Origin of the sequence: Vallitalea longa (assembly GCF_027923465.1) — a bacterium.
Lineage (GTDB): Bacteria > Bacillota > Clostridia > Lachnospirales > Vallitaleaceae > Vallitalea > Vallitalea longa.
Map to the genome: position 1 here is coordinate 399,855 of NZ_BRLB01000001.1, position 15,631 is coordinate 415,485.

A 15,631-nucleotide genomic window follows, 5' to 3' on the forward strand; every position below is an offset into this window, starting at 1 on the left:
TTACTTGCTTTCGCCACCTATCCTAGCTTTGATGTTTATTGATAATAATGTTAGAGTCTCATCTATTGCATTGTTTGTTATTATCAGTTTAAAATAGACGAATTTCTTTGCTTTTAGTTTAATGTCCTGTGGTTGTGGGCTGTAATTAGTGTTAAAACTCCAATGTGCAAAATTAGCATGTACAAACGTGGATAAACTATAATAAGCTTTACTTGCAATACTGCTTTTACTAGACTTGCTATCAGTACGAAAACTTATACTAGCACTGGTTCTGATATTTGGTTTGATACTAACCCATATCTTATTGACAAACTTAGTATAAGTCTCTATTCCAAAATCAGAAAATCCCATTTCCCATATGCAATTGATTGCTTTACCATTATCATTACGTGAATCTTTATCAAGTTTTACTATTCTACCGTCTGATGTTCCAAAATATAGCACACCATCAATAGCTATTAAACAGATAGCTGGTATACTATCAAAAACATACCAGGTATCATTACGATAATTCCAGATATACGCAATAGAACCTATACATAACCAATATTCACTCTCTTTTTCATAGTCAAATGTAATAGCTTTTGTTAGGTCCATTTTATCTAGTGATGGCTGGATACGTTTTGATATGTGATTGGCATTTCTTTCGTCCCTAACATTACTTGATATCCATTCGTATACCCCATCATATACAGATACAGGGTTATTCTGAATTACTTGAACACCATTAAAAGGTTTATTGCCTATACTTGTATTCAGTGGATATACAGGGAATGAAGCATTACCATTAGTAGTTGTATAGTATGAATAATAAGTACCTCCATTAGTAAAAATTATCTGTCTGTCATACTGTAAAACTATATCAGTTATATCATATTGGCTTGAACCTATTTCCGTATAACCGTTTACAGGGAAGTATTCAGCACTTGGCTGTCCATCTTCTAAATCTGAATAAATACGTCTATTTCTCAACTTAGAATTACCCCATAGATGTACTCTTGTGTCATTAGAACCACCATAACACATAGCATACTTACATTTAACAATCTGCTGTCTATCACTTGTTGCTTTCATTTTATATCGTATAACCACATTATCGGGTAATGCAGATGGAGCTGTATTAAATGTAACTTCACCAAAAGTTCTGTTTACTGTAAAACTAGTGCTTTCCGTTTTTTCAACACCATCTACTGTTGCAACAACCTTATCACTTTGAATATTTTTTCCAACTAACTTAAATTTCTTAGTAGAGCCATCACCACTGAAACTCTGTTTAACCCAATCTGTAAGTAAGTTCTTTTGCTCAAATAGTTTTCCTCCACCGTCTGGTTTAGTAGTTATCGTTATAGTAGGAATATAGCCTTTTACAATTTCAAAAGTAGTTCCATCCCAAGAATAATATTCGTATCCATTTAAGATGTACACCTTATCATTGTAAGCAAAAAATGTTGTTACGTTATCCTTAAGAGTTCCTATTATTGTACTTGTATTCATACCCCTATAAATACGTCCATAACAAGCAAAAAGAAAGTGATATGAGCCTTTTATTTTCCCATACCACATTCCTCTTATTGGCTTTCTTAGACGGTTTACTATATTTGTTTGTCCTGGTCTTTTTTTGAGATTATAGTTTCTTGTCACTCTGAAATTTCTCATATAAGATGCTTCACCCAATTTTAAACCTGTTTCACCATCAGGATCTAAGTTAACACCAAGAAATTCATCAATTTTTACAGGTTCTTGCCTAGGTTTTTTTCTAACTTTTGCCATCTAAAAACCTCCGTACACATCTTTTATAGGTTCTTCACTTGCTGGTTGTCCTTTTTTATAGTAATACTTTAGTTCCTCATATCTATCATTAAAATAAGCTGCAACGTCGTCTTTTTCTTCCAACATTAAGTGGGTAGCTAAAAAATATGGTAATAAATTTGTTGCAATTACCTCGTCTATCTCTAATTCCTGTGATAAATCTGTTATTCTATTAGGTAAAGGACTAAAATAATCAAGCATCTTAGCTATTTCACATTGACCTATGGTTAATATAGAGGGAGCTTTTACCTTATATGATACGGTGTCACTTTCGCTGATATTTCCACTATCTAGTCTTTCATCTATTAAGTCCATAGTTATTTCAAAGACTTCTTGTCCTGTCATACTATCACGTCCTTAAATCTCTTTCATTCTATTTTCTTGTAGCTTCATTGCTGTTTGAGTATCTTTATCTTGTGAATTCATGTAAACATCATGGTATGATTTTGGCATCTTTGCTTTTTTACCAACAGGGAACATCAAAGGCTTAAAATTAACTGTAACTTGTACAACTTTCATTTTAGGATTTAACTGGTCCACAGGTATTACAGTCTCTATAATTTCTTCATTAAATGGATTTTGATCAGTTTTTTTAATAGCTTCTACGTAGTTTTTTTCATTGTTAATAATAGTCTCAATAAACTCTTCGTTACTCATTTTGGACCAATCCGCTGGTAAGTCTATACCTTTATCCTTGTAATCCATTAAAATTGACATAAGCTCGTTTCTTTTTAATGCAGTAAGTTCTTCTTTCTTTGAAACTTCATTTACTCTATTCATAAGTTTTCTCCCTTCAAATCTAATTATTATTAATGTCCTGAAACTTCAACTCTATATATTGCTTCTTCTCTTAATCTCTTAGCTACAAATAAAGATTTCCAAGCAACTGTTGAGTATAGTTCCATAGGGTTTTCAGTTCCACCAGAACGTTTGTCTTTTACGATAATTTGTGGCTTTTTCTTTCCTGCAATATCTGGTGTTCCAAATGCTTCAGCTGCTAGAAAAACGATACCAAAAACGTCTATACCGTCTTTTCCTGCGCCTTCATATACTGGCGTTGTATTTGCATCTTGGAAATAGACTCCGTCAAGTTCTCCAATAATACCTCTCTTAATCATCTTGGAATCTTGATATTTGTTAGCATCTTTCCATTCTGGCCATGATTTAATAGTTGTCATTACTTCTGGAGGAGTTAAAGCAACATAACCCATTTTACCGTTAGGCATTTTAATCTTTTTAACATTTTGACGTTTAAAGAACTCTGTAATAGATGTAAGCATCTTGTATGTAAATTTATCTGTTGGAGTGATTTGATTTCTAGCAAGTTTACCACCACCATATGCAACATTAAGTCCTGCACCTACTGTATCCATAGCAATTGAATCAAGTGTTAATCCTGCGTGTTCCCCAAACATTTCTGTAACTTCTGTAACCACTGGGTCAATACCTGTGTCTTGTAACTGATCTGATATTTTGGTCCAAGTACCGTATTGTGATACACTCGCTTGGATTTTATCTATTGTTATATCTACATCTGCTGGTGTAACACCTTCTGTTAATGGTGTTTTAGTTAATGCTGGCTGTTTGAAGATTCTCCATGATGTTGTTTGACCTTCATTTTTAGGTACCTTTGATAGTTTTCCATAAGGCATTAATACAACACTGTCTTTAAGCTCTTTTAATAGTGTTCTTTGATAAAAAGTATTTTGTTCTGGTGTTAATCCAGAGTATTTATTCATTATTCATCATCCTTTCATGTCAATAACCCTTGTTTTGCTAGTTCAACTTGTTTAGCGAAATCTTCATCACTCATACTATCCCATTTAGATGAGTGGTCAACATTTCCACCTGAAGCACTACCAGGGGTTTTTGCATTATTATTTATTTTATTAATTGTTTCTTGTTCTGTTTGTTGCTTTATGCTATCTTGCTGTTCTAATAAGTCCTTTATTCTTGTACGGTTATATGCATCTAATAGTGATATTCCTTTTTCTTCTCTCAACTGCCATACATCAGGTTTTATTGTGCTTGGATCGATATCTGGGTTCTCATTTAAAAATTCTCCAAACTCTTTTTCCCTAGCTTCTTTTTCTTGGGTAACTTTTACTTGATCTTCATATTGTTGTCTGAATTTCTTATTTTCTATCATTTCCTTTGCATATTCTTCAGGAATGTTTTTACTAATTAATTCATTAAGTTTGTCTTGCTCTTGCTGTTTATTCACAGCTTCTATATATTCAGCAGTACTATTGAATCCATAATTTTTAGCAAGTTTATCAACAAAACTCAATCTTGGGTCGCTTTTTAATTCTTCGTATTTATTTTGTATTTTGTCATAGTTATATCCCTTTTGAAGATAATTAGTTCTTTCTGATACTGGGATTTTAACTTCTTCCTGGTTGTAAGTTATAACGTCATATTCTTGTTCTGTTTTATCGTCTGTTGGATTTCCTTCTGGATTAGCTGAATCACCTGGTATGGTTTCATCAACCGGATCAGTTGGTTCTTCCTCTGCGAAAAACTGTAAATTCATACGGATTGGTTTATCCATTTTATTCATATGTTCATTTCTCCTTTGACTTGGTTTAGTCATTATAATAAAAGTACTTAATAGTACTTAATTACTCATCATACTTAATATTTTCTGTTCCATTTCATCTGGTTTCAATTTTTCTATTTCTTCCTTCTCTTCAGGTGGTAAACTGTCAACAAATTCAGTCATGCATTTATATAGGACCTGTTTTTCAATGTCTGCTTGTTTACGTTTTTCAATCAATCTTTGCTTATTTGGTATTACATTATTAGGTAACATCTCTAATGCTTCTGTTAGATCTATCATTCCAGTTTGTAACCAGTTACCTATCATGTTAACTGTTACAGCTTCACTCCAATGTGTAGATGGTCCAATATCTAGTTTAAGATTAAGCTTAACGTCTTTATAATCCTCACCTAAAAACCATAGAGTTTCTTGGTTCCCATCTTCATCTGATACGTTAATAAGTCTTTCGGTATTATACTTTGCTTTCCAGAAATCAGCCCATATTAAACCTATATCTTCTAAAGCTTGAAAATAACGTCTTTTTATACTTTCTATAGGGACAGCACTTGCTTGCTGTTGTAACATTAATGCACCCTGATTGTCTGCTTTTGCTTCGCCCATAGCATTCTCATTAGCTCCTGAAACCTCTTTTGTTGAATCCATAACAAATTCAATCAACTTGAATACGTCATAATTGGTTGAGCCTGTTTCCGCATATTTAAAAACGTTAGATATATCGCCATGTACACCAATAGCGTGACCTATTGCATTACTAATACTCTTAATCCTGGTCTTATCATAAATAGCTTTAGGAAAGGCTGTTCTTTGTGCTGATAGCATCCACATAGCTAACGTCTTATTGATAAAAGTTTGATTTGGTATTAATTCTGTTACCTCTGCTACTCCATAACATGATCTTTTTCTAGTTTCCCAATTCATTAATACCAATGGGTACAAGCTAAGTCCTGTTGATGTTTCTGGTACTATTTCTACGTTTTGGGTTGACTTACTGTAAAATACTTCCCCATCCCTTTTAGAGTATTCAAGTAAAACTGTTGTCTTATCTCCTAATTCGTCCTTTGCCTTTTCAAAGGCTTCGTCATTTGTATCTTTGTCTCCCTGTATTAGGTCAATAAGTTCTTTTGATACTTCATTGTTACTAGCTTCCTCTTTTAATTTAGATACTAGTTCACGATAGCTGATAATTATACTAGGTTGGGATTGTATTCTGTTATCATTCGGATTTGAAGGGAAGTAATTAACACAATCAATAATTTCTCCCACCAATTCACCTATAGCTTTTACGTCATTTCCTGTTTTTATGGTGTTATCCCAAAAATAATGTATTATTCCTGCACCTGAAGTTGCAGCATCTTTCAATATTTGTTCGCTTAGTGGAGTTTGTTTTATGTTCTCCCATGTTGCATCTGAATAACGAGTAAATAAGTCAGCAGCTTCTTCATACTTTTCAGCATTTTCACTATCAACTCCTGCTGAATAACCTTGAACAGAAAAGTTCATTTTTACCTCTTCACTCATAACAGACGATACCTTGAAGTTAACTATACGTTTTATAATATTTAGTACTGGCTTTGGTAAATCTCTTGATTTTATACCATACCATTGATCACCAGCTATGAATCTTTCGTTTTGCTGTACCCTGTCAATTAAACCATCTGTTCTCATGAAGTTTAAACCTTCTTGATACCGTTTCCAGGCTTTTGTCATTTAATATCGCCCCCATATCCTAGCCATTCTTCTAGTTCTTCAAGTTTTTCCTTATCTTTTTGTGATATTTCTTTTTCTTCTTTGTACTCTTTTACTGCTTTTACTGGATTTTTAATTAATGGGGTTATAGGTTCATTTTGTTTGATTGCTAAACCATCTTTTAACCCTTTTCTATAGGCAAGCAAAGGAACTATACAAAAAGCTATTCCTAATATTACATAAAACATATTTATCACCACCTTAAAAAATCTTCTGATACTTCCTGGCTATAAAAAAAGCCTTCTTCCGCTGGTTCATCAGCGTTAAAAGCTTCTGGTAGTTTCTTTGGTTTTGGTCTTACTATTATTGGATAATCCCTTTGTTGGTGTGCTATGTAGCAGTTAATTGCTCTGGCCATTATTAAATCATCATGTTGTCCCGACATAGCCTCTGGTTTACCTTTATCATTTTTAACAAAAGTAGTCATTTCCATAAGCAAATCAAGATCTTTTATTTTCTTCGGTTCTTCTCTGACTATAGTTCTTAACATTCCTAATGCCTGTGGTCTAGTCAACTTAGTTGTAAGATAACCGTATTTCTTTTGATACTTATGAGTTGTACTGTCTGGAGCTTCTTCTCTATAGTAAAGTCTTGGATAACCTAATCTTTGTAGTTCTTTTAAAGGATGAGTACTAAAATTTGTTTCTGGTCCTAATAAAGCTTCGTTAAAATATAATCCCAAACAAAACACTTGTCTTGCGTATATATCCTCGTCATAGTTGATTTTTAATACAGCTGCATCTGCACCTGTAACATTATTAGTCATACAACAAGTATTCCAGTCTGAACCATCACCAGCAGTATCGCCACCACCAACGTATGGATAACCTGGCATTGGATTTTCGTATATCTTAATATATCCCTCTTCATCATCAACCCACTTAATGGAATCCTCAACGACTTCATGGTTTACATAATCAAACTCAAAGTAGCCTGTCTTGATAGGTTGTATATTGGCCAGTATTCTATCATTAACATTTTTCTTAGAGAAATAAACACCACCTGTTATTCCCCATTGTCCAAGTGCGTAAATGTTATATTCGTTCTCGTCATACTCTTTTAATTCTTGCATTTCTTCGTGATAATCTTCATCAATGAATTTATTATCTAAATACGTTGAATGCGTGATTAATACTTTAGTTTTAAGCTTTTTAGTACATTTAGTCCAATGAATACAATCCATAAATGGTATCTTACCATGAAGCATTACTTGTCCTTTGACCTTCTTATCAAAGAATCTTTTTTTGAGCCAACTTAATACTGAAACAGGATTAAAAGTAAACATGATCTGCATATATTTTTTAGAACCGTTTTTATTAGTCCCTTTATATCCTCTCAAACGTCTATTAAGCTCGTTTACGTCTTTTTCTAATACCTGGTCTGCTTCTTCTATCCAGATTGATGTAATATCAAATATTGACTTTAATTTTTCTACATCATCTAAGCCGGCAAACAATATTTGATTACCGTTTTCTTTGAATGTAATCTCTTCTTGACCAGCCGCTTTTTTAATATCAAAATCATCTACGTTGTACCTAAGCTTAAGTCTTTTCCTAAGTAAGGGAAATTGAGATTTAGTTACCTGGTTAGCCTGGGCTCTTACACATAAAATTCTATGATCATCTTCAGTAACTATTCTATCAATTACCTTGTCAGCAGCTGCGTAACTTTTACCACTACCAGAGCCACCAATTAATACGTTAAATCTACCTTTAAATCTTTGGAATGGTTCATATATAGGATTAGCCATTTCATCCAACTTTACAACTCTTTCAAGTGATGAAAATAGCTTCTGTAACTTTTCTACAGACATCTGATTTAATTGTTCTTTTGTTATTTTATTCATAAAATCATCTGCCTTTTTTATGTGATTTATGTCAATTTCGTCTTTAATATATATGGAGGGGGTGGGGGTGTCTTCCCTCCTGCCCCCCTACTTAATTTTCAGGGGTCTAATACTGCTGCTTACAATATGCCTTGTAAATAGCTAATGTTCACATGGTACACTATAATTTTATTCAACTATGCGCAAAAACATTATTTCACGTCGTATTGGATGGGTGTATTCATTGATTATTCATCAATTTTGGTATATTACCTTAATTCCTAGCATTTTATGAATGTTTATTCGTATTATTGGTATATTTATACTGTATCAACGTATAATATGCACTAGCAAATCACTGATCAATGAACATTACCATGTGTTATTAGGTATATTGTTCAGGAATAATTTAAGGCTTATATTAGCTATAATAGTGATATTTGAGCCTATTTTTTTAATGAGTCAGTTTTATCAAATAATTATAATAAATCCTCATAATCTTCATATTCCTTTATTTCTTCAACTTCTTTAGCTTCAACATCAATCACATTTGAATCATTAAGCTTATTAGTCAACTTCATTATTCCTGATATAAGATCCTCTTTACTTGTCAGCATTACAACGTTATTATTTGTTGTTGTCTCTATCTCTTTCTTATCTTTCCAGTCAAAATTGTTTTTAAGATTAAATATTATACCTGCTGGGTTCTTTCTGGTTTTATCAAATAGACATTGTTCTGCATAACTCTCTATTCTTTGTTTGGCCAATGCTATTATCTCACTAAAGTTATTTTCTTTATCGTCATAAGTACCTTTTGCATATTGATTAAATGTTTCTCTTTGGGTAGTAAGATATACGCATAAACTTAATATTGTCGGTGCTTCTTTTTCTATTTCTTCATACACTGGGTTATCGTCTGCATCTGTAACAATATTGCCTTGTTTATCTCTAGCTAATACATTTCTTGTAAGTTGATTAAAATATTCTTCTATTTTCTTATCTAGTTCTATAGCTGATTTAAATTTTCTTGGTCTCATATCTTTTCACCTTCTAACTTTTACATGAATATAGCCCTCTTGGATTTGATACCAAAAAGGCTATTAAAAGGGGGAATGTATATCTTTTGCCATTACCATATTAACACCTTTTAGAGGTTCAAAAAGGTTCAAGTTAAAAAATATTTCTAAAATAACTATTGACATTGTCCACCCAATGTTGTAGTATGAATTTACAGCAACACAAAATCAAATAAACGGAAGGAGCTGTTTCGTTATGTTTAGTAACGTTAACACACTTGAAGAATTAAAGAAAGAGTATAGGAGACTTGCAAGAAAGTTTCACCCTGATAATGGTGGCTCTCTTGAAAAGATGAAAGAACTTAATAATGAATTTGATAGGCTTTCAAAAACTTTCAGCAATCAAGAAAATGTTGAATTTAACTCTGAAACATTCAGAAATATTATTAATAGCCTATCTCAATATGATATCACAATAGAGATTATTGGTACTTGGATATGGGTAAGTGGTAATACATATAAGATTAAAGATAAACTCAAAGAGTTAAAGTTTAAATGGTCCAGGAATAAGAAGTCCTGGTACTGGTACGAAGGTGAATATAAAAAACATACTAAAAAACAGTTTACTATGTCGGATATAAAAAGTATGCATGGCTGTAAAGTAGTTAAGCAAGGCACAACAACAAATACTAATTTTATAGGGGCTAGAGCTTAGGCTCTTCCCTTTTTTGAAAGGAGAGATATTAGTAATATGCATATACCATACGATCTAGGATATAAAGAAGATGAACAACAAACTGTTAACAATTATTTTTATAGTTTCTCTAATACTTATGATGTTAAAAAGTTAATGGAAAACTATAACGTAGCCCAACGTAATAAAGAATATGCTCAAAATCTTATTAAAAACATTGAACAATATCAAATGGACCTGTACAATAGATGTCAGGAGATACAACAAACTATCTTTGAAAAGATTATATATTTTGAACGTTATACATATTGGTATGATAATAAAGTCAATTTTGATTTGCTTATTATCTCTAATCCAGTAGGTAAAGATATTAAAAACAAGTACTATAAAACAATAGAAAAATATAAATTCAGTGGTAGGGAAAGGCATTTAGCCATAAGAAAATATAAAGAATTATGTAATTTGTACCCTAATATGAAAACAGTTAAGAAAGGATTTGATACTACTTGAAATCATTGGATCAAGGATCATCTAAAAAACGATATTTCCGTTGTCCTGACTCCTTATATGAAAAATTCATAGAAAAGGTTAGAGAAAATAAGGAAGAATCAGCGTCCGCGGTAATTAGAAAATTAATTGAAGATTACACAGAAAAACAGCCCACTCCATAAGGAATAGGCTGTTTTTTTATACGTCTTTTATATTTCTCTTAAGAGTGCTTAATGATACATGGGCTTTATTAGCTATCTTCCAGTTAGGCATTTTGGGGTCCTTCATCTTATACATTATGTATTGCTTTTTTACATCTCCTAGACTATTGATAGTATTTTCTAAGTCTCTTCTCTGCTCATTTAGTTCTTCTAATTCTGCTTTAAGTTCATTTATGTAATTAGTCAAAATACAAATATTATTAGCTGTAATCATTATATTTTGTTGTCTTGTAGATACTTGTACTTTTTCTTGGTCATAGTTAAGGCCCTTTATTTCTGGCGGTCTATAAGTATTCATGATTTTTTGTAACTCTCTCTTAGCTGATATTAATTGACTATTAGCTACTGCTATTGCTTCAACTACTCTTGTATATTCTTGAATTATATTCATTTTCACCCCTCCTTAAGCTATTTGCTTATATTTCCTAACTCTTGCTTTAACCGCTTCCATTAATGCATCTTGTCCAGTAGCTTTACTTCTTAATGCTTTTATTACATCTTCATCTATTGTACCTTTTGTTACAAGATGATGGATAATAACATTTTGAGTTTGCCCCTGTCTGTCTAGTCTTGCATTAGCCTGTTGGTAAAGTTCTAAGCTCCAGGTAAGTCCAAACCACACGATTATATGTCCTCCAGCTTGTAAGTTTAGTCCATGGCCACAACTTGCAGGATGGGCTAGAAGTAATCTTATCTTTCCATTGTTCCAGTCCTTTATATCTTTAGAACTCTCTAGTTTTTTAGGTTTATATTTCTTTAATTGCTTCATGATTCTATCGTAATCATGTTTAAAAGAATAAAATACTAATATCGGTTTACCATTTGCACAATCAACTATTTCTTCTAAGGTATTTAGCTTTTCCTTATGAATTTCTCTTACCTGCTTGTCCTCGTTATATACCGCTCCATTGGAAAATTGTAAAAGTTTATTGGATAAGCCTGCTGCATTGGCCACTGATATTTCCTCTTGGTCCATGAATTGTAGAACCATTTTCTTTTCAAACTCTTCGTACATCTTTTGGTCCTGATCGGATAAAACAACATCCACTGTTCTGTCAATTCTTTCTGGTAAGTCCAAATAATCTCTAGCTTTCATGGAAATACAGATATCACTTATTCTTTCATATATCAGTTCTTCACTCTGTCTCTTAAGCTTATAATTAAATACTACATGACCATTAGTTTGTCCTGGATTAAAATAATTGGTTCTATAATGGCCTATAAATTTTCCTAATCTCTCACCCATATCAAGTAAATATAATTGACTCCATAAATCTATTAAACTATTTGGTGAAGGTGTTCCAGTAAGTCCAACAACACGATTTATTAAAGGCCTTACCATCTTCAATGCTTTAAATCTTTGCGCTTTAGGTGATTTAAAACTTGATAATTCATCAATTACAACCATATCAAATGGAAATGCTGTCCCATAGTAACCTACTAACCAAGAAATATTTTCACGATTAATTATATAAATGTCTGCTTTAGCTTTTAGTGCTTCTTTTCTTCTAGCTGCTGTACCTAAAACCTTTGAAAAGGTTAGGTGCTTAAGATGATCCCATTTTTTTATTTCTGCGTCCCATGTTGCATCTGCCACTCTTAAAGGTGCTATTACAAGCACTTTATCCACTTCTAACTCTTCATACATCAAATAACTAATAGCTGATAACGTGGATACAGTCTTACCCTAGGCCCATATCTAGAAATAATCCACAATATGGATTTTCTATAATGTGATTTATTGCGTGTTTTTGGTAATCATATGGTATAAATTTCAAGGCCTAACCACCTCCCCTACTTCCACACAGTTATCAAATATTGAATGCCAGGTAGCATGTTCAACTTGAGAACGGAATACTTTCAAGTTATCTGGTGAATTATTTAACTTATTGCCATCCATGTGATGTACAACTTCTCCATCTCTAAGTTTTCTACCTATTTTCTTTTCTGCCACTACTCGGTGTTCATGTTTTCCATAATATTTCTTATAAGATTTACCCTCGCCCTTACCTAAGTGCGCTTGTCTTACTTTTTTTCTAGTTTCATCAGTCATTCTATAAGGGTTCATTTCCTCATTCATTGTTTTCATATGACAACTCCTACTACAAAAATCCCTTTCTGTCTTTTGTGATGGTGATTTGATAATAGGTTTTCCACATCTAAAACATTTAGTTCTAATCTTATTCCGTCCTTTATACTCGTAATAACATTCCCTGCTACAGAAATTTTTATCCTTCAACTTGCTTGGCCTGATATCAAATTCATTATTACACCAGTAGCATTTAATCAACATCTTTTTTCACTTCCTCAATAAATCTATCTAAAGCCTGCTTACTATCAACTTTGTAACACTTAAATCCTAATTTTTCTAACTGTCTTTTTCTAGTCTGTTGTATTGATCTAAGCTTATCGCCTGTGCTTTTTGTCTCAACCCAATAGACTCTACCGCCAGGCATTAATACAATTCTATCTGGTGCACCTACAAAATATGTCGGTATAAATTTTTCTGCTCTCCCACCAAGTTCTTTTATCTTTTCCCTTAACTTCTTTTCTATTAACTTTTCATTCAAATTTATCACCTCTTATAACTGATACACAAAAATTTCTCTCGCGCGTATACATATACGTATTAGGCGTATAATACGTATATATTCCCCCTAATATATATATTTACTCTTATATATAATATTTTGTGTACTATGTGTAATATATATTGTAACGTCAGTATTTTCTAGTTTCTATTGATACACAAAGTCGATTTTTTTTGTGTATCATCTTGTGTACTTCGTGTACTCTTATATTTAGACTTTGTGTCCAAAATCAGACTTTGTGTATTGGTTTATTGTGACTTTGTGTTCAAACAGATTTGATGTATATCCTTTGTCTACCGTAACCTTTAATTCTGCCGACACCGCCAGATTTTTTATACATTTCCCAACCTTTAATAGCCTTAAGAATATTATTTATTTCCATAGATTTACGTCTATCAAGGTCTTTTTTTTGTCCGTTAAACAATTCAGTCCATACCTCTATAACACTTATCCTATTCCTTAATATGGTACCTTTTTGGCTGATACTATCTATATTATGAATATAATTGGTTCTATCAAATACATCCATATCATACCAATCTTCTGGAATAGGTGTGTTAAGATAATCTTCTACTAAACCTATACGTTCATCAACCTTAGTATGCTGTTCTTGAACCTTATTAGCCATACCTTCCATATCTTTGTTCAAATATAGTTTCTCACCTTGTTGGTACAGATGCAGGGCTTCGGCCCATACTTGGTTAACTACCTCTTTGGTTAATTCGGTAAATATATTCTTTGTTGGTTCAACCACCATGGTATCTACAGCCCAAAACCTTCTATTACCTGTACTATCTGTTAAAAAGTCACTATTATTTGTGGTTCCAAAGAATATGCATTGTCTAGGATGAGTTTCTGTTTTTCTACCGTAAGCAGGCCTAAATACATCTTCTTGTTTTGACATAAAATGCTTAACTGTTTCAACTTCCGCTTTTCTAAGTCCACTTAATTCAGCCATTTCAATAAGCCAGTATCCTTGAATTTGTTCCACTGCTTCTTTACCCTGTACAGTAGTGAAACTATCAGAAAACCATTTGCCACCAAGTTTTTTAAGAATAGTACTTTTACCTACACCTTGTTTTCCTACTAATGTAAGCACATAATCAAATTTGCAACCTGGATTCTTAATTCTGGCCACGCAAGCTACAAATGCCTTTCTAGTAACTGCTCTAACATATTCCGTATCTTCAGCACCCAAGTAATCTATAAGTAAAGTATCAATACGTGGTTGACCATCCCATTCAAGTGTATTCAAATAATCCATAACTGGGTGGAATGCATTCTCTTCCATAATAAGAGCAGATGCATCATATATTTTATTACCACCTGTTATACCGTAAGTAGCTTCCATGTAATGCCTAAGTCCAGCATCATCTAAATCCCTTAATTCATTATTATTTTTGTTAATCTTTCTCCAGGGTAGATTACCTAAAGCTATACACTTATTATTAAATTTATTAAAGGCTAATTTAACCTTTAGTTTATAATCATTTTTAAGAATTATTAATATATTATCTATACTGCTTCTAATACGTCCTTTACCATCTATATCAAGGTTTTCTGTCCAGCTTGTATCAATCTCACCATCTTTTAATTCTATTCCTTCAAAATCCTCTATAGCAGATTGAATCTTTTCTTTACCTAGTTGTTTTCTTACCGTTTTATCTTTACTGCAAAACTCCACCATTTCTTTATATGACGGTAATCTGTTACTAGGTGTATTAGGTACTGCATCTTCATCTTTAAGTCCGAATAAATGTATTCTTACAAGGTCAAATGCATTACATAGCTTACCACTAGCTGGGTCCGTTCCATGATGGCTAAATGCAAACTTATCATCGTATGTAATAAGTCCTGCTGCTGTACTGCCTAGTTTATATGTGTATCTATTTTCCATAGCACATGGTTCATATTCATCCTGAAGATATTTTTCTATTGCTTCATGAATGTTATAGCATCTACAGAAGGCACCAATAAGACCAGGCTTTTCTAATGGATCACCTTGTTTTTTTATCCCCCTAGCAACTATTTTATTTACTCTGTCAGAAATGGGCCAGCTGCTGCTATCCTTCCAATCAAAATATGTATTAAGTATCTGATCAGCATCTAACCATGGAGCATCTAATTTCTGAAATAGGTACTCTCCATCTTTTGAAGTAGATGGAAAGTACATAAGTCTTGAAGGTTGGAATGTAGTATCATCAAAATCATTTATTCCTAAATCACCAGCTATCCGCCTAGATATAGCTTCATATTCATCTGTAAACACTGGACGATTAATTGGGATAACTAATCTTAATTTTGGAATTTCTGGTGTATGCTTATGAGTACTGTATATTACAGCTGCATTACCATACAACATATCAAATGAATCAAATATGTCATTATCAGACTTAGCATGATCTATATCTAATGTAATAACCGTCCTATTTTGTACGCTGTCTACTTTTCTAACACCCTGGCTAAGATAACCACCTACAAACCCACCTACATCTTTAATCTCTGATTGACGACCTTTAGGACTGGCCATATATTCGTTATGCGTTTCAGCAGTCCTTGTTGTCTCGCTTAGCTTGTTAACTAATTCAGACCAAAGAATCTCTTTATTTTTCCATTTAGTTTCTTTCCTGCTTCTACCAACTGCTATTGATATCTCTCCATCATACTTCAATTAAAGTCA

Annotated in this window: 16 protein-coding genes and 1 pseudogene; 3 read left to right on the top strand and 14 right to left on the bottom strand. The window is 32.7% G+C overall.

Features of this window, described 5'->3' with window-relative positions; all coding sequences use genetic code 11:
• The 9 genes from QMG30_RS01655 to QMG30_RS01695 form a co-directional block, all read right to left on the bottom strand.
• Positions 1–1,770: a hypothetical protein gene (locus tag QMG30_RS01655; protein WP_281811562.1), complete on the bottom strand. Its 1,770-nt coding sequence runs from the start codon at positions 1,768–1,770 to the stop codon at positions 1–3.
• Positions 1,771–2,154 (bottom strand): hypothetical protein, encoded by a 384-nt coding sequence (locus tag QMG30_RS01660; RefSeq protein ID WP_281811564.1) that lies wholly within the window; start codon positions 2,152–2,154, stop codon positions 1,771–1,773.
• Between the two features lie 12 nt (positions 2,155–2,166).
• On the bottom strand, positions 2,167–2,589 hold the full coding sequence (locus tag QMG30_RS01665) for a hypothetical protein (protein ID WP_281811566.1): 423 nt from the start codon (positions 2,587–2,589) through the stop codon (positions 2,167–2,169).
• Between the two features lie 29 nt (positions 2,590–2,618).
• Positions 2,619–3,548, bottom strand: coding sequence for a N4-gp56 family major capsid protein (locus QMG30_RS01670; RefSeq protein WP_281811568.1), 930 nt, complete (start codon positions 3,546–3,548; stop codon positions 2,619–2,621).
• 14 nt (positions 3,549–3,562) lie between these two features.
• Positions 3,563–4,369: a hypothetical protein gene (locus QMG30_RS01675; RefSeq protein WP_281811570.1), complete on the bottom strand. Its 807-nt coding sequence runs from the start codon at positions 4,367–4,369 to the stop codon at positions 3,563–3,565.
• A gap of 57 nt (positions 4,370–4,426) precedes the next feature.
• Positions 4,427–6,076, bottom strand: coding sequence for a portal protein (locus QMG30_RS01680; protein ID WP_281811572.1), 1,650 nt, complete (start codon positions 6,074–6,076; stop codon positions 4,427–4,429).
• Complete coding sequence (locus QMG30_RS01685; protein WP_281811574.1) at positions 6,073–6,303, bottom strand: hypothetical protein; 231 nt, start codon at positions 6,301–6,303, stop codon at positions 6,073–6,075. The genes QMG30_RS01680 and QMG30_RS01685 overlap by 4 nt, the downstream gene beginning before the upstream one ends.
• Positions 6,304–6,308: 5 nt before the next feature.
• Positions 6,309–7,961: a PBSX family phage terminase large subunit gene (locus QMG30_RS01690; RefSeq protein ID WP_281811576.1), complete on the bottom strand. Its 1,653-nt coding sequence runs from the start codon at positions 7,959–7,961 to the stop codon at positions 6,309–6,311.
• A gap of 458 nt (positions 7,962–8,419) precedes the next feature.
• Complete coding sequence (locus tag QMG30_RS01695) at positions 8,420–8,977, bottom strand: terminase small subunit (protein ID WP_281811578.1); 558 nt, start codon at positions 8,975–8,977, stop codon at positions 8,420–8,422.
• A 235-nt stretch (positions 8,978–9,212) separates the two neighbouring features.
• On the opposite strand from QMG30_RS01695, the gene QMG30_RS01700 reads away from it, so the two are divergent.
• Genes QMG30_RS01700 through QMG30_RS01710 form a run of 3 tightly spaced genes read left to right on the top strand, consistent with a single transcriptional unit; the run spans position 9,213 to position 10,321 of the window.
• Entirely contained in the window at positions 9,213–9,671 is a 459-nt protein-coding gene (locus QMG30_RS01700) for a J domain-containing protein (RefSeq protein WP_281811580.1), read from the top strand.
• Positions 9,672–9,707: 36 nt separating this feature from the next.
• The gene (locus QMG30_RS01705) at positions 9,708–10,160 is read left to right on the top strand and encodes a hypothetical protein (protein ID WP_281811582.1); all 453 of its coding nucleotides are present in this window, start codon (positions 9,708–9,710) and stop codon (positions 10,158–10,160) included.
• On the top strand, positions 10,157–10,321 hold the full coding sequence (locus tag QMG30_RS01710) for a hypothetical protein (protein WP_281811584.1): 165 nt from the start codon (positions 10,157–10,159) through the stop codon (positions 10,319–10,321). Before QMG30_RS01705 ends, QMG30_RS01710 begins: the two co-directional genes overlap by 4 nt.
• 16 nt (positions 10,322–10,337) lie before the next feature.
• On the opposite strand, the gene QMG30_RS01715 is transcribed toward QMG30_RS01710, so the two are convergent.
• From QMG30_RS01715 to QMG30_RS01735, 5 genes and pseudogenes are all read right to left on the bottom strand, one after another.
• Entirely contained in the window at positions 10,338–10,751 is a 414-nt protein-coding gene (locus tag QMG30_RS01715; protein WP_281811585.1) for a hypothetical protein, read from the bottom strand.
• A 12-nt stretch (positions 10,752–10,763) separates the two neighbouring features.
• Positions 10,764–12,138 (bottom strand): annotated as a pseudogene (locus QMG30_RS01720) (SNF2-related protein).
• Complete coding sequence (locus QMG30_RS01725) at positions 12,135–12,449, bottom strand: HNH endonuclease (RefSeq protein ID WP_281811587.1); 315 nt, start codon at positions 12,447–12,449, stop codon at positions 12,135–12,137. The pseudogene QMG30_RS01720 and the gene QMG30_RS01725 overlap by 4 nt, the downstream one beginning before the upstream one ends.
• 193 nt (positions 12,450–12,642) lie before the next feature.
• The gene (locus tag QMG30_RS01730; RefSeq protein WP_281811589.1) at positions 12,643–12,930 is read right to left on the bottom strand and encodes a VRR-NUC domain-containing protein; all 288 of its coding nucleotides are present in this window, start codon (positions 12,928–12,930) and stop codon (positions 12,643–12,645) included.
• Between the two features lie 286 nt (positions 12,931–13,216).
• Positions 13,217–15,622 carry a virulence-associated E family protein gene (locus QMG30_RS01735; protein WP_281811591.1) on the bottom strand — a complete coding sequence of 802 codons (2,406 nt, stop codon included), beginning with the start codon at positions 15,620–15,622 and terminating at the stop codon, positions 13,217–13,219.
• Between the last annotated feature and the right edge of the window lie 9 nt (positions 15,623–15,631).

Bases quoted from the DNA above. Each gene is read 5' to 3' on its own strand.
- QMG30_RS01655 (WP_281811562.1), bottom strand. From the start codon at position 1,770: ATGGCAAAAGTTAGAAAAAAACCTAGGCAAGAACCTGTAAAAATTGAT.
- QMG30_RS01660 (WP_281811564.1), bottom strand. From the start codon at position 2,154: ATGACAGGACAAGAAGTCTTTGAAATAACTATGGACTTAATAGATGAA.
- QMG30_RS01665 (WP_281811566.1), bottom strand. From the start codon at position 2,589: ATGAATAGAGTAAATGAAGTTTCAAAGAAAGAAGAACTTACTGCATTA.
- QMG30_RS01670 (WP_281811568.1), bottom strand. From the start codon at position 3,548: ATGAATAAATACTCTGGATTAACACCAGAACAAAATACTTTTTATCAA.
- QMG30_RS01675 (WP_281811570.1), bottom strand. From the start codon at position 4,369: ATGAATAAAATGGATAAACCAATCCGTATGAATTTACAGTTTTTCGCA.
- QMG30_RS01680 (WP_281811572.1), bottom strand. From the start codon at position 6,076: ATGACAAAAGCCTGGAAACGGTATCAAGAAGGTTTAAACTTCATGAGA.
- QMG30_RS01685 (WP_281811574.1), bottom strand. From the start codon at position 6,303: ATGTTTTATGTAATATTAGGAATAGCTTTTTGTATAGTTCCTTTGCTT.
- QMG30_RS01690 (WP_281811576.1), bottom strand. From the start codon at position 7,961: ATGAATAAAATAACAAAAGAACAATTAAATCAGATGTCTGTAGAAAAG.
- QMG30_RS01695 (WP_281811578.1), bottom strand. From the start codon at position 8,977: ATGAGACCAAGAAAATTTAAATCAGCTATAGAACTAGATAAGAAAATA.
- QMG30_RS01700 (WP_281811580.1), top strand. From the start codon at position 9,213: ATGTTTAGTAACGTTAACACACTTGAAGAATTAAAGAAAGAGTATAGG.
- QMG30_RS01705 (WP_281811582.1), top strand. From the start codon at position 9,708: ATGCATATACCATACGATCTAGGATATAAAGAAGATGAACAACAAACT.
- QMG30_RS01715 (WP_281811585.1), bottom strand. From the start codon at position 10,751: ATGAATATAATTCAAGAATATACAAGAGTAGTTGAAGCAATAGCAGTA.
- QMG30_RS01725 (WP_281811587.1), bottom strand. From the start codon at position 12,449: ATGAAAACAATGAATGAGGAAATGAACCCTTATAGAATGACTGATGAA.